Source organism: Pseudomonas sp. Marseille-Q0931 (assembly GCF_940789645.1).
Classification (GTDB): domain Bacteria; phylum Pseudomonadota; class Gammaproteobacteria; order Pseudomonadales; family Pseudomonadaceae; genus Aquipseudomonas.
The window spans coordinates 176571-190285 of the sequence record NZ_CALNWT010000010.1; the positions used below are offsets into that span (position 1 = coordinate 176571).

At 64.6% G+C, this 13715-nt stretch carries 15 protein-coding genes; 10 read left to right on the plus strand and 5 right to left on the minus strand.

All coding sequences use genetic code 11. The features are described from left to right. Positions 1–10: 10 nt before the first annotated feature. The 4 genes from P3C50_RS16905 to P3C50_RS16920 are packed head-to-tail and all read right to left on the minus strand — an operon-like array spanning position 11 to position 3652. Positions 11–229, minus strand: a complete 219-nt coding sequence (locus P3C50_RS16905) for a hypothetical protein (RefSeq protein ID WP_275546859.1) — start codon at positions 227–229, stop codon at positions 11–13. Beyond that, complete coding sequence (gene rsmD / locus P3C50_RS16910; protein ID WP_275546860.1) at positions 226–828, minus strand: 16S rRNA (guanine(966)-N(2))-methyltransferase RsmD; 603 nt, start codon at positions 826–828, stop codon at positions 226–228. The genes P3C50_RS16905 and rsmD overlap by 4 nt, the downstream gene beginning before the upstream one ends. Beyond that, positions 828–2288 (minus strand): M16 family metallopeptidase, encoded by a 1461-nt coding sequence (locus P3C50_RS16915; RefSeq protein WP_275546861.1) that lies wholly within the window; start codon positions 2286–2288, stop codon positions 828–830. The genes rsmD and P3C50_RS16915 overlap by 1 nt, the downstream gene beginning before the upstream one ends. Beyond that, entirely contained in the window at positions 2285–3652 is a 1368-nt protein-coding gene (locus P3C50_RS16920; RefSeq protein ID WP_275546862.1) for a M16 family metallopeptidase, read from the minus strand. Before P3C50_RS16920 ends, P3C50_RS16915 begins: the two co-directional genes overlap by 4 nt. A 141-nt stretch (positions 3653–3793) precedes the next feature. Between P3C50_RS16920 and ftsY the strand changes: the two genes are divergently transcribed. From ftsY to P3C50_RS16945, 5 genes are all read left to right on the plus strand, one after another. Then, entirely contained in the window at positions 3794–5140 is a 1347-nt protein-coding gene (ftsY, locus tag P3C50_RS16925; protein WP_275546863.1) for a signal recognition particle-docking protein FtsY, read from the plus strand. Continuing rightward, positions 5137–5805: a cell division ATP-binding protein FtsE gene (gene ftsE / locus P3C50_RS16930; protein ID WP_099525949.1), complete on the plus strand. Its 669-nt coding sequence runs from the start codon at positions 5137–5139 to the stop codon at positions 5803–5805. Before ftsY ends, ftsE begins: the two co-directional genes overlap by 4 nt. After that, positions 5805–6821 carry a permease-like cell division protein FtsX gene (gene ftsX / locus P3C50_RS16935; RefSeq protein WP_275546864.1) on the plus strand — a complete coding sequence of 339 codons (1017 nt, stop codon included), beginning with the start codon at positions 5805–5807 and terminating at the stop codon, positions 6819–6821. The genes ftsE and ftsX overlap by 1 nt, the downstream gene beginning before the upstream one ends. 143 nt (positions 6822–6964) lie before the next feature. After that, positions 6965–7819 carry an RNA polymerase sigma factor RpoH gene (gene rpoH, locus P3C50_RS16940; protein WP_275546865.1) on the plus strand — a complete coding sequence of 285 codons (855 nt, stop codon included), beginning with the start codon at positions 6965–6967 and terminating at the stop codon, positions 7817–7819. A gap of 65 nt (positions 7820–7884) precedes the next feature. Then, the gene (locus tag P3C50_RS16945) at positions 7885–8496 is read left to right on the plus strand and encodes a hypothetical protein (protein WP_275546866.1); all 612 of its coding nucleotides are present in this window, start codon (positions 7885–7887) and stop codon (positions 8494–8496) included. A gap of 1 nt (position 8497) precedes the next feature. On the opposite strand, the gene mtgA is transcribed toward P3C50_RS16945, so the two are convergent. After that, a complete protein-coding gene (gene mtgA / locus P3C50_RS16950) occupies positions 8498–9226 on the minus strand; it encodes a monofunctional biosynthetic peptidoglycan transglycosylase (protein WP_275546867.1) in 729 nt (242 codons plus the stop codon). 222 nt (positions 9227–9448) lie between these two features. On the opposite strand from mtgA, the gene P3C50_RS16955 reads away from it, so the two are divergent. From P3C50_RS16955 to P3C50_RS16975, 5 genes are all read left to right on the plus strand, one after another. Beyond that, positions 9449–9820 (plus strand): DUF423 domain-containing protein, encoded by a 372-nt coding sequence (locus tag P3C50_RS16955; protein ID WP_275546868.1) that lies wholly within the window; start codon positions 9449–9451, stop codon positions 9818–9820. A 102-nt stretch (positions 9821–9922) separates the two neighbouring features. Then, positions 9923–10123 (plus strand): sulfur carrier protein ThiS, encoded by a 201-nt coding sequence (gene thiS, locus P3C50_RS16960; RefSeq protein WP_003463964.1) that lies wholly within the window; start codon positions 9923–9925, stop codon positions 10121–10123. Between the two features lie 18 nt (positions 10124–10141). After that, positions 10142–10936 carry a thiazole synthase gene (locus P3C50_RS16965; protein ID WP_275546869.1) on the plus strand — a complete coding sequence of 265 codons (795 nt, stop codon included), beginning with the start codon at positions 10142–10144 and terminating at the stop codon, positions 10934–10936. A gap of 68 nt (positions 10937–11004) precedes the next feature. Beyond that, the gene (gene trmB, locus P3C50_RS16970) at positions 11005–11721 is read left to right on the plus strand and encodes a tRNA (guanosine(46)-N7)-methyltransferase TrmB (RefSeq protein WP_275546870.1); all 717 of its coding nucleotides are present in this window, start codon (positions 11005–11007) and stop codon (positions 11719–11721) included. A gap of 241 nt (positions 11722–11962) precedes the next feature. Beyond that, positions 11963–13306, plus strand: coding sequence for a DUF1329 domain-containing protein (locus P3C50_RS16975; RefSeq protein WP_275546871.1), 1344 nt, complete (start codon positions 11963–11965; stop codon positions 13304–13306). The last annotated feature ends 409 nt before the right edge of the window (positions 13307–13715 follow it).

The following is a 13715-nucleotide window of genomic DNA, read 5'->3' on the forward strand; positions in this document are numbered from 1 at the left end:
TACGGAGCTTTCAGCGTCGGCGCTTGCGCAGTATGCGCCAAGCGCACCAGGCCAATACCAGTAACGCGACGATACGCTGATTGGTAAGTCCGATGACGATACCTTGCTGATGCTCCAACAGTATCGTGCGATTCAAATTCAGCGGAATTTCCTGCTGGCTGAGCAGCACCGGCAGCGCCAGTACGATCAGCAGCAGATAGGGCAGGTGGGCATAGATGAAGTCCTTCATCCACGCTGCCACAGCGCGTAATGCACCTGGCCGGTGTGCTTCTCACGGTGCAGGCGCCAGTTCCCCGGTAGGCCGAGGGTTGACGGGGTGGATTCGCTTTCGGTGTAGATCCAGGCGTCGTCGGCCAGCCAGCCTTGTGTTTCCAGCAAGGTGCAGGCGTCCTGTAGCAGGTCCTTGTGGAAGGGCGGGTCGAGCAGAGCGATATCGAAGCGCCGCGGTGCCGGGCGGGCCAGCAGTTGCAGGGCATCGCCGAGCTGAATCTCGCCCTCGTTGCACTGCAGCGTCGTCAAATGTCCGCGCAGCGCAGCCACCGACGCCGGGTTGAGGTCGCAGGCCAGGCCGCTGGCAGCGCCGCGCGATAAGGCCTCGAGCAGCAACGCGCCGCTGCCGGCGAAGGGGTCGAGCACGTGTGCGCCCTCCACGTAGGGCGCGAGCCAGTTGAACAGCGTTTCGCGCACCCGGTCCGGTGTCGGGCGCAGGCCCGGGCCGTCAGGGAAGGCGAAGCGCCGCGAACGCCATTGCCCACCGATGATGCGCAATTGACCCTGGCCGCCGTGGGCTTTGCCCGCGGCGGGTTTGTGTGGGGCGCGTCCGCGCATCAGTGTGGCACCGTGCTGGGCAGCTCGGCCGGGCGATCGGTCGGTGGTGGCAACTCCTTCTGCGCCACGGTCGGGCCTGCTGTGACCACCACCAGTGCATCAGGGTCGAGGTGCTTGGCCATCGCCGCCTGCACCTGCTCGGTGGTCAGGTTCTGCACGTCGCGCATGAAATCGTCCAGGTAGCTCAGCGGCAGATCGTAGAAGCCCATCGATGCCAACTGGCCGACGATGGCCGCATTGCTTGCCGTGGACAGCGGGAAGCTGCCGGCCAGCTCGCGTTTGGCGTTGTCCAGTTCCTGCTGGGTCGGGCCGTCACGCAGGTAGTCGGTCAGCAGTTGCTTGACCAGCGCCAGGGTGCCCTGGCTGAGCTCGGCGCGGGTCTGCAGATTGATCATGAATGGGCCGCGCGCCTGCATGGTCCTGAAACTGGAGTAGACGCCGTAGGTCAGGCCACGCTTCTCGCGCACCTCGCTCATCAGGCGGGTGCCGAAGCCGCCACCACCGAAGATCTGGTTGCCCAGGTACAGCGCGGCATAATCCGGATCGCTGCGGTCGATGCCGAGCTGGGCGAACATCAGATGGGTCTGGTTGGATGGGTATTCGATATGGCTGACGCCCGGCTTGGGCGTTTGCGGCTGGGCGATCTTCGCCAGCGCCGGGCCTTGTGGCAGGGCGGCGGAGAGCTGATTGGCGATGGCCTCGGCCTCGGCGCGCGACAGGTCGCCGACCAGGGCGATCACCGCATTGCCGGCCGCGTAGGCGCGAGCGTGGAAGGCCTGCAGCTGCTGACGGGTGATGGCGGGGATCGACTGCGCCGTTCCGTCGCTCGGGTGCGCATAGGGATGCTGCCCGTACAGGCGCTCGAATAGCTCCAGGCTGGCCAGCTTGCCCGGATTCTGCTTCTGGTACTCGAAGCCGGCGAGCAGCTGGTTCTTGATCCGCGCCAACGAATCGGCAGGGAAGGTGGGCTTGCCCAGTACATCGGCGAACAGCGCGAGCGCAGGTTCGCGTTGCTCCCGCGCGCTCAGGCTGCGCAGGCTGGCCACGGCCATGTCGCGGTAGGCGCCGTTGCCGAACTCGGCGCCGAGGCCCTCGAAACCGGCGGCGATGGCGCCGACGTCCTTGCCCGGCACACCTTCGTTGAGCATCGCGTTGGTCAGGGTAGCCAGGCCCGGCGCGCCGCCGTCCTGACTGCTGCCGGCGGCGAAGGTCAGGCGTAGGTCGAACATCGGCAGCTCATGGGCTTCGACGAACAGCACCCTGGCGCCCTGTGAGGTGTGCCAGCTCTGGATTTCCAGCGTACGGCGGGTCGGCGCCTTGCCGTCGAGCGCAGCCAGCGACTGCAGCTTGGCGGCATCGCCGGTCGCCGTGCTGTCGGACAGGTTGGCGCAGGCGCCCAGTGCCAGGGCGGTGGACAGGACCAGGCCGAGCAGGCCCAGGCGGCGTTGCTCAGTCTTCATGGGCGGGACTCCTCATTGCGAGACTCTTCGGGCAGAACGTGGGCGACACTCAGGCGGTCGCGAACGAAGAAGGTACGGGCGGCCTGCTGGATATCGGCCGGGGTGACGGCTTCCAGTTCGGCCAGTTCTTGGTCGATCAACTGCCAGGACAGGCCGACGGTTTCCAGTTGACCGATACCGGTGGCCTGGCTGGTGATCGAGTCGCGCTCGAATACCAGGCCGGCGATGACCTGGGCGCGTACGCGTGCCAGTTCGGCAGCGGACGGCGGGGCTTTCTTCAGTTCTTCCAGTTCGCGCCACAGGCCGGCTTCGGCCTGCTCCAGGGTCTTGCCCTTCTGCACGTTGGGCATAGCCGAGAGGATGAACAGGCTGTCGCCGCGGGTGAAGGCGTTGTACCAGACGCTGGCACCGGAAACGAGTTCCTCGCCGCGCTCCAGGCGGGTCGGCAGGCGTGCGCTGTAGCCGCCATCGAGCAGTGCGGCGGCCAGGCGCAGGGCATAGACCTGGCGCGGCGTTTGCGCAGTGGCCAGGCCCGGCACGTTAAAGCCCATGACCAGATTGGGCAGTTGGGTCTTGAGGTACAGGGTGGTGCGCCGCTCGCCCGGCGCGGCCAGTTCAAGCGGCAGCTTGGCGGTCGGAACGTCGCGACGCGGAATGTCAGCGAAGTAACGCTGCGCCTGGGTCTTGACCTCGTCCACGCTGACGTCGCCGACCACCACCAGGGTGGCGTTGTTCGGCGCGTACCACTTCTGGTACCAGGCGCGCAGTTCGTCGATGTGCATGCGCTCGAGGTCGGCCATCCAGCCGATGGTCGGGATGCTGTAGCCGCTGGCCGGGTAGGCCATGGGTTTGAAGCGCTCGAATGCCAGGGACGAGGGACGGTCGTCGGTGCGCAGACGGCGCTCCTCCTTGATCACCTCGATTTCCTTGGCGAACTCATCTGCCGGCAGTTTCAGGCTGGCGAGACGGTCGGCTTCCAGCTCCAGCGCCACGCCCAGGCGGTCGCGGGCCAGCACCTGGTAGTAGGCGGTGTAGTCGTCACTGGTGAAGGCATTTTCCTCGGCGCCCAGCTCACGCAGGATGCGCGACGCTTCGCCGGGGCCGAAATTGCGGCTGCCCTTGAACATCATGTGTTCCAGGGCGTGGGACAGGCCGGTGGAGCCGGGCGTCTCGTAGCTGGAGCCGACCTTGTACCAGATCTGCGAAACCACCACCGGCGCGCGGTGGTCCTCGCGGACGATGACCTTGAGGCCGTTGTCCAGTTCGAATTCGTGGGTGGGTTGAGCGGGAGACGCGGAGGCTGCAAGTGGCACGCAAAGGGCGCCGAACAGCAGGCCGAGGGAACGGCGGGCGATGGCATTCATTAAAAGTCTGACCTGTCGGATAGCCTGGGCGGTCGTACCGCCGGCGGGCGAAGAGGTGCTAGGATACCCCATCCTTTTCCGGGGCGGCGTGACAAGGCTTTACAGCCTGTTAGCGTCGCTCCCCTGAGATGCAAGCGACCCATGTTTGGTTCCAATGACGACAATAAGTCGCCGGCCGAGGCTGGCGCGCAGACCCCGCCTGTGACCGAAGAGAAGAAATCCCTGTTCAGCTGGTGGCGCAAGAAGCCGGCGGAAACACCTGCCGAGCCGGCTCAGCCCGCGCCCGTCGAGCCATCAGCGCCTGCGCAGGCACCTGCCGAGCCGTCGGCGCCTGAGCCTGCGCCCGAAGCCTTGCCGGCAGCCGAGCCCGCAGCCGAGCCGCCAGTGGCTGATGTCACGCCGGCTCCAGCGCCGCAGCCTGAACCGCCCATTGCCGAAGCCCCGGTAGCTGAACCCGTGGTCGTCGAGCCGACGCCAGCCGCGGTCGAACCCATCGCCGAGGTTGCCCCGGTGGCGGCTGCGCCGGCGCCCGTCGCCGCGCCGGCCACCCAGGAAAAGCCGGGCTTCTTCGCCCGTCTCAAGCAGGGCCTGTCCAAGACCAGCGCCAGTCTCGGCGAAGGCATGGCCAGCCTGTTCCTCGGCAAGAAGGCCATCGATGATGACCTGCTCGACGATCTGGAAACCCGACTGCTGACCGCCGACGTCGGTGTCGAGGCGACCACCGCCATCATCGGCAACCTGACCAAGCGCGTGGCGCGCAAGGAACTGGCCGACAGCGGCGCGCTGTACAAGGCCCTGCAGGAAGAGCTGGTCACCCTGCTCAAGCCGGTCGAGCAGCCGCTGGTGATCGACACGACCAAGCAGCCCTATGTGATCCTCGTCGTCGGCGTCAACGGTGTGGGCAAGACCACCACCATCGGCAAGCTGGCCAAGAAGCTGCAGCAAGACGGCAAGAAGGTCATGCTCGCCGCCGGCGATACCTTCCGTGCCGCTGCCGTGGAGCAGCTGCAGGTCTGGGGCGAGCGCAACAACATTGCGGTCATCGCCCAGCACACCGGCGCCGACTCGGCCTCGGTGATCTTCGATGCGGTGCAGGCCGCCAAGTCCCGTGGCATCGACGTGCTGATCGCCGATACCGCCGGGCGCCTGCACACCAAGGACAACCTGATGGAAGAGCTGAAGAAGGTCCGTCGGGTGATTGGCAAGCTGGACGAGACGGCGCCGCACGAGGTGCTGCTGGTGCTCGACGCCGGCACCGGGCAGAACGCCATCAGCCAGGCCAAGCAGTTCAACCAGACGGTGAACCTCACCGGCCTGGCGCTGACCAAACTCGACGGCACCGCCAAGGGCGGCGTCATCTTCGCCCTGGCCAAGCAGTTCGGCCTGCCGATTCGCTACATCGGTGTGGGCGAGGGTATCGATGATTTGCGTCCGTTCGAGGCGCAGGCTTTCGTCCAGGCACTGTTCGAGGAGCGTGAGCGCGGATGATCCGATTCGAGCAGGTCGCCAAGCGTTACCCCAATGGCCATGTCGGGCTGCACGAGCTGAGTTTCCGCGTTCGCCCCGGCGAATTTCTCTTCGTCACCGGCCACTCCGGTGCCGGCAAGAGCACGCTGCTGCGCCTGCTGCTGGCAATGGAGCGGCCCACCAGCGGCAAATTGCTGCTGGCCGGGCAGGACCTGTCGACCATCACCAACGCGCAGATTCCCTTCCTGCGTCGGCAGATCGGTGTGGTGTTCCAGAACCACCAACTGCTGTTCGACCGCACCGTTTACGACAACGTCGCTTTGCCGCTACAGATTCTTGGTCTGTCCAAGCCGGAGATCGCCAAGCGCGTCGGCGCCGCGCTGGAGCGCGTCAGCCTCAGCGACAAGGCCGCGCAAGCGCCGGGTGATCTGTCCACCGGTCAGCAGCAGCGCGTCGGCATCGCCCGCGCCATCGTCCACCGCCCGGCTCTGCTGCTGGCGGACGAGCCCACCGGCAACCTCGACCCGCGCCTGGCCGCCGAGATCATGGGCGTGTTCGAGGACATCAACCAGCTGGGTACCACGGTGCTGATCGCCAGCCACGACCTGGCGCTGATCGCGCGTATGCGCCAGCGCATGCTGACCCTGCAACGCGGTCGTCTGATCGGTGACGGGGAGGCTGCCTGATGAGCGCATCGAAGATGCCCACGCCGCAACCGGCCGAACGTGTCGGCGCGGCGCCGCGCAACAAGGTGGTGGACGGCCCGGCTGACGAACCGGATTTCCGCACGCTGTTCCACGCCTGGCTGGAAAGTCACCGCGCCAGCCTGGTAGACAGCCTGCGCCGCCTGGCGCGCCAGCCCATTGGCAGCTTCTTCACCTGCTGGGTGATGGCCGTGGCGCTGAGCCTGCCCATGGGCCTGTCGCTGCTGCTGGACAACGTCGAGAAGCTCGGCGGCTCCTGGCAGCGTGCCGCGCAGATTTCTCTGTTTCTCGACATGTCCGCCGGTGAGCGTGACGGCCAGGCGCTGCGCGAGCAGATCGCGGCGATGGATGACGTGGCCGATGCCGAGTGGATCAGCCGCGAGCAGGCGCTGGAAGAATTCCAGCAACTGTCCGGCCTGGGCCAGGCGCTCAAGGAACTGCCGGAGAACCCGCTGCCAGGCGTGGTCCTGGTCACGCCCAAGGAAGTCGACAAGGCCAAGCTCGAAGCCCTGCGCCAGCGCCTGGCGGAGCTGCCCAAGGTGGAGCAGGCGCAGCTCGATCTGGTCTGGGTCGAGCGTCTCACGGCCATCCTCAAGCTGGGCGATCGCTTCGTCTTCGGCCTCAGTCTGCTGCTGATCCTGGCGCTGCTGCTGGTGATCGGTAATACCATCCGCCTGCACATCGAGAATCGCCGCGCTGAGATCGAGGTGATCAAACTGGTAGGTGGAACCGATGGCTACGTGCGGCGTCCTTTCTTGTATATGGGCGCATTGTACGGTTTCGGCGCCGGCATCTTCGCCTGGTTGCTGTTGGCCTTCGGGCTGGATTGGCTGAACGATGCTGTAGTACGTTTGGCCGGCCTCTACGGTAGCGATTTCGCCCTGGGTGGCGTACCTTCGGCCGACGGTTTTTCGCTGCTGCTCGGCGCCGTGCTGTTGGGCTATATTGGCGCCTGGCTGGCGGTGGCGCGTCACCTGAACGAACTTGCTCCCCGCTAGGGCGCTGTTCGGCGAGGCTGAACGCAAGCTGACAAGTCATTGTTTTGGTTGATATTGACTATCTGATAGGGAACTTATCCACAGGCTCTTTATCAGATAGCGCAGTGCTACACTGCACGAGTTTCGTGAATCGGAGGATTCGAATGTCCACTTCCTTGCAACCTGTTCATGCCCTTGTTCCAGGCGCCAACCTGGAAGCGTACGTGCATGCGGTTAACAGCATTCCGCTGCTGACGCCCGAGCAGGAGCGTGAACTGGCCGAAAATCTCTACTATCAGCAGGATCTCGATGCCGCCCGCCAGATGGTGCTGGCTCACCTGCGTTTCGTCGTGCATATCGCGCGCAGCTATTCCGGCTATGGCCTGGCCCAGGCTGACCTGATTCAGGAAGGCAACGTCGGCCTGATGAAGGCGGTCAAGCGCTTCAACCCGGAGATGGGTGTGCGTCTGGTGTCCTTCGCCGTGCACTGGATTCGTGCGGAAATCCACGAGTTCATCCTGAAGAACTGGCGCATCGTCAAAGTGGCCACCACCAAGGCGCAGCGCAAACTGTTCTTCAACCTGCGCAGCCAGAAGAAGCGTCTGGCCTGGCTGAACAACGACGAAGTCACCGCCGTAGCCGAAAGCCTGGGCGTCGAGCCGCACGAAGTGCGCGAAATGGAAAGCCGCCTGACCGGCCAGGACATGGCCTTCGACCCGGCAGCCGATGCCGACGACGACAGCGCCTTCCAGTCGCCCGCGCATTACCTGGAAGATCACCGCTACGACCCGGCTCGCCAGCTCGAGGATGCCGACTGGAGCGACAGCTCCAGCAGCAACCTGCACGAAGCGCTGGAAAGCCTGGACGAGCGCAGCCGCGACATTCTCCACCAGCGCTGGCTGGCCGAAGAGAAGGCGACGCTGCACGACCTGGCCGCCAAGTACAACGTGTCGGCTGAGCGTATTCGTCAGCTCGAGAAGAACGCGATGAACAAGCTCAAGGGCTGTATCGCCGCCTGAGTCTGCCGTAACCCGAAAAGCCGCACCCTGGTGCGGCTTTTTTTTTGCTATCTGGAGCAACCGCCTTGAACAAAGCCCCGCTGAAAGCGCAGCACTGGCTGATATTCGCGATCGTTGCCGTGCTGTTCTTCGCCTGGGGCGCCTGGCTGATGCGCAGCAGCGAGGTTCAGCCGGTGGCCAATCTGCAGCAGTGGCGCAATGCGCTGTTGCAGCCGCTGGCCGAAGATGGGCTGACGCTGCGTGATGTGCAGGCGCTGGCCCCGGGCGAGCTGTGGCTGGAGCCGCGCCTGGACGGCGCACGGCTGACCTATCGAACGACGCTCGAAGGGGAGGAGGGCGAGTGGTCGCTGCAGGCTGAACTGGCCTTGAGCAAGAATCAGCGCGACAGCCTGATGGTGGCGCAGGGTCTGAAGGCAGGCGATGCGGAGTTAGCGCTGGATGAGTCGCTGACCGAGCAGATGGCCACATTTCCCATCGCCAGTCTCAATCTGAGTGCCCCGCAAGCGCTGGCCAGCGAACGCCTGGCCGCCAGCCTCGGGCAGCCGCGTCTGACCCTGGAGTTGGCCGACGGCCAGGCCTGGGTCTATCCACAATGGGGTTTGACCGTGCATCTGCACGGCGAGGACGTTGAACTGCTGCATGCGGTGCCGCGCAAGGCGTTTCGCGCTACTCGCTAGCTTACAGCCAGCGTGGCCACCAATCGGGGCGCTGCGGCTTGAGCTGGTTGAGGTAGTGGCTGCCGCCGAGCTGGTTCATCTGCTGGCGAATCCAGGCCGCGCGGCGGATCACATAGCCATTCGGACGGCCTGCGCTCCAGCGCAGCGGGTTGGGCAGCACGGCGGCCAGCTGGCTGGCCTGCTGGCGATTGAGGTACGGCGCGCCGACGCTGAAGTGATGCTGCGCGGCGGCTTCGGCGCCGAAGATGCCGTCGCCCCATTCGACGCTGTTCAGATAGACCTCGAGGATGCGCTCCTTCGGCCAGAGCAGTTCGATCAGCGCGGTGAACCAGGCTTCCAGCCCTTTGCGCAGCCAGCTGCGCCCGGACCAGAGAAACAGGTTTTTCGCCACCTGCTGGCTCAGAGTACTGGCGCCACGCAGCGAGCCGCCGCTCTGGTTGTGCGCCAGCGCTGCCTGAATCGCGCCGACGTCGAAGCCCCAGTGCTCGGCGAACTTCTGGTCTTCGGCGGCTATCACCGCCATCTTCAGGTGGTCCGGCAGTTCGTTCCAGGGGCGCCATTGGCGCTTCAGCTCAATGGACTGTGAGCTGCCCCAGGATTCGATTTTGCGTTCGATCATCAGCGCCGTGCCGGGTGGCGGTACCCAGCGCAGCACGAGCACCAGCAGGGCGCTGGCCAGCATCAGCCAGAGCAGCAGTTTCAGCAGGCGGCGGGTCAGGGCTCGGAGCATGGGGTCTCGCAATGATTGGGCGTGGCGCTATTAAAACAAAAAATCGCCGGGAGCGATTTTTGACGTCGGCTCTGCCGACGGCCCGAAGGGTTGCTGCCAGGGATGGCAGGCAACCAAAAGCTGAAGAAATATCCGTCTGATGATCAGGTGTGACAATAACGACCCCCTTGCCGGCGGCCTGAGTAATTAAACTGCGTCAGGTCGATCCCTTCTGGAGGTTCCATGGCCCGTCTCTGGCTGCTGTTATCCGCTTTCGCCGGCTTTACCGGCGTCGCTCTGGGCGCCTTTGCCGCTCACGGTCTGAAACACAGGCTGACGCCCGAGTATCTGGCTGTATTCCAGACCGGCACGCACTATCAGCTGATCCACGCGCTGGCCCTGTTCGGCGTCGGTCTGCTGGCGTTGCACATGCCCGGACGACTGGTGAACCTGGCTGGCGGCGCCTTCGCCTTGGGTATCCTGCTGTTCTCCGGCAGCCTCTATCTCTTGACCCTCAGCGGCATCGGCAAGCTTGGCATCATTACCCCGTTCGGGGGCGTCGCCTTCCTGATCGGCTGGCTGTGCCTGGGGCTGGCGGCGTGGAAAATGACCTGACCCTGGCGTCAGAAATGAGGACCAATGGCGTCTTTTAGCCTTGGTCGCGACAGCCTATCGGGCTAGAATGCCGGCCCTCTTCCTAGTTGTGACCGAGTCGTCATGCGTATCCAGTTGAATGGTGAACCCTTCGAACTGCCGGATAACCAGAGCGTCGCCGACCTGTTGGTTCGCCTCGACCTGACCGGGCGCCGTGTGGCGGTCGAGCTCAATCTGGACATCGTTCCACGCAGCCAGCACGACAGCACCCAGCTCGCCGAGGGCGATCAGGTGGAAGTGGTGCACGCCATCGGCGGCGGTTGACTTCACGAGGAGTATTCCATGAGCCAAGTTCGCAGCGACAAGCCCTTCACCCTGGCCGGTCGTACGTTCCAGTCGCGCCTGCTGGTCGGTACCGGCAAGTACAAGGATATGGACGAGACCCGTGACGCTATCGCCGCTTCCGGCGCCGAGATCGTCACCGTGGCGGTGCGCCGCACCAATATCGGCCAGAACCCGGGTGAGCCGAACCTGCTCGACGTGATCAGCCCGGACAAGTACACCATCCTGCCCAATACCGCCGGCTGCTACGACGCCGTCGAGGCCGTGCGTACCTGCCGCCTGGCGCGTGAGCTGCTCGACGGCCACAACCTGGTCAAGCTGGAAGTACTGGCCGACCAGAAGACCCTGTTCCCCAACGTCATCGAGACCATCAAGGCCGCCGAAGTGCTGGTCAAGGACGGTTTCGACGTCATGGTGTACACCAGCGACGACCCCATCATCGCCCGTCAGCTGGCCGAAATCGGCTGCATCGCGGTGATGCCGCTGGCCGGCCTGATCGGTTCGGGCCTGGGTATCTGCAACCCGTACAACCTGCGCATCATCCTCGAGGAATCGAAGGTGCCCGTGCTGGTCGACGCCGGCGTGGGCACGGCCTCCGACGCCACCATCGCCATGGAGTTGGGCTGCGAAGCGGTGCTGATGAACAGCGCCATCGCCGAAGCGCAGGATCCGGTGCTCATGGCCCGCGCCATGCAGCACGCCGTCGAGGCCGGGCGCCTGGCCTACCTGGCCGGCCGCATGCCGAAGAAACTCTATGCCAGCGCCTCTTCGCCGCTGACTGGCCTGATCAATTAAGGATGACGATTGGCTGCGGACCGGCTCGCCGGCCCGCCAAGTCGTAAAACACCCTACAAGAGCACAGCATGACCGATAGCCAACAGCCCGAACTGACCGAAGACGGTCGCCAGCGCCGTACCATCAAGAGCTTCGTGATGCGTGCCGGGCGCATGACCGAAGGTCAGCAGCGCGGCATCGACAAGGGCTGGCCGCTGTTCGGCCTTGAACTCGAAGATGGCCCGCGCGATTTCGATCAGGTGTTCGGGCGCAGCGCGCCGCGCACCTTCGAAATCGGTTTCGGCATGGGCCACTCCACCCTGGAGATGGCCGCTGCCGCGCCCGAGCAGGACTTCATTGGCGTCGAGGTACACAAGCCGGGCGTGGGTGCCTTGCTCAATGGCGCGATGACGCAGAACCTGAGCAATATCCGCGTGTACAGCTGCGATGCGCTGGAAGTGCTGCGTGACTGCGTTGCCGATGCCAGCCTGGATCGCGTGCTGCTGTTCTTCCCTGATCCCTGGCACAAGTCGCGCCACCACAAACGCCGCATCGTGCAGCCGGCTTTCGCCGAGCTGGTGCGCAGCAAGCTGAAGATCGGCGGCGTGCTGCATATGGCCACCGACTGGGAAAATTACGCCGAGCACATGCTCGAGGTGATGAACGTCGCGCCGGGTTATCGCAACCTTGCTGCAGATGGCACCTATGTGCCGCGCCCAGAAGAGCGCCCGGTGACCAAGTTCGAACGCCGCGGCGAGCGTCTTGGCCATGGTGTATGGGACCTCAAGTTCCAGCGCCAGGAATGATGACCGGGCGACCCTGGTCGATCAGGATCGCCCCACGCTTAGAACCGGCAGGATGCACGATCAGATCGGGATAACCCGGCGGCCAGGACGGCACCTCACCTCAGAACCTGTTCATGATCCGCTGCGCGTGGGCGCTCGCGAGCTCGTGAGGCAGGCTCTCATCACACAACAACGATAAACGCGTCTGCAAGGCGTGTAGATATTGGCGACGTCGCTGCCATGGCGTCGCAAGGAGAGCATTGTGTTGAGATCGGTTTCCATTCTTCTACTGACCGCCCTGGCCTTTCAGGCTCAGGCCAAGGTCGATGCCAGCCAGGCTGCGCGCCTGGAGCAGGACCTGACCCCGTTGGGCGGTGAGCGTGCGGGCAATGCTGCCGGTACCATTCCGGCCTGGACAGGCGGCCAAGCGACACCGCCAGCCGGTTACCAGCCGGGCATGCACCACCCGGACCCCTTCGCGGACGACAAGCTGCTGTATCGCGTCGACAGCCAGAACCTGGCGCAATACGAGCAGCAATTGCCGGTCGGCCTCAAGACCCTGCTGCAGCAGTACCCCAGCTTCTACCTGCGGGTCTTCCCGACTCGCCGCAGCGCGGCGGCTCCGCAGCGTATCTACGACGCGACCCGTTTCAACGCGCTGAATGCCGAACTGATCTCTGGCGGCAATGGTGTGCAGGGCGCGGCGGCCGGCGTGCCGTTCCCCATGCCGCAGAACGGCCAGGAAGCCATCTGGAACCACATCATGCGCTACCGTGGCGACCAGATCAGCATGGCCACCAACCAGGCGGCGGTACTCGCCAATGGCAGCTACAACCTGCTCAAGCTCGAGCGCGACATCTATTTCCTCTACGGCCGTGAAGGCGTTGCCCCGCAGGATCTGGACAACACCTTGTTCTTCTACAAGTACAAGGTCGTGGCGCCGGCCAAACTGGCTGGCTCGGCACTGGTGGTGCAGGAAACGCTCGATCAGGTGCTGGCCATCCGCAAGGCCTGGCGCTTCAACCGCGGCGAGCGCCGTGTGCGTCGCCTGCCGATGCTCGCCTATGACACCCTGCAGCCCGATACCAACGGCATGGCCACCGCCGACCAGGTGGACGCCTACAACGGCGCCCCGGACCGCTATGAATGGCAGCTGTTGGGCAAGCGCGAGATGCTGGTGCCCTACAACAGCTACGCGGTTCACCAGCAGGGCATTCCGTACGCCGATATCCTCCAGGCCAAGCACATCAACCCCGAACTGCTGCGCTACGAGCTGCACCGCGTCTGGGTGGTCGAGGCGGACCTGCGCACCGGCTTCAGCCACCCGTACGGCAAACGCCGCTTTTATCTGGACGAAGACAGCTGGCAGATCCTCGCCGTCGATCTGTATGACCGCAGCGGCAACCTGGTCGGCCTGCAGGAAGCGCATCCGATCAGCTACTACGATGCGCCGATGTTCGGCTCGACCCTGGAGACCATCTATGACCTCAAGGGCGGCCGCTACTTCGCTGACGGCCTGGACAACAACGAGAAGATGTACGACTTCAACGCCCGGCTGAGCCCGCGCGACTTCACCCCGCAGGCGTTGCGCCGCGAAGGCAACTGAGCCGCATCATCCGCGCGACCAGCGCATCGCCAGCTGCGGCTGCCGCTCGCGCACTACAGCATTATCGCGGACAAGTCCGCTTCCACAGAAGGTCGGCGCGCGCAGCGCCGGCACAACTGTTCTTGTGGGAGCGGACTCGTCCGCGAAGCCTTTCGTCCTGGATGACGACTACATGCAGCGGCACGGTCCGTCCGGCCGTTGGCGCGATAGACGCCCAGCTCGAAGTTGTCGTGCCTGCGCATGTGACGACCTGCTTGGTGCATTGAGCGGAAACGCCACGTATAGTCACGCTCGGATCTAAGAAACCGCTCTAAATCGATACTTTCAGCGTTTCTGCGCATCTTCGGTTTCAATTTTTCCGGCGCGTGGTCGCTTATTACCCGCGTATGCCCGTTAGCACTACCCAGGT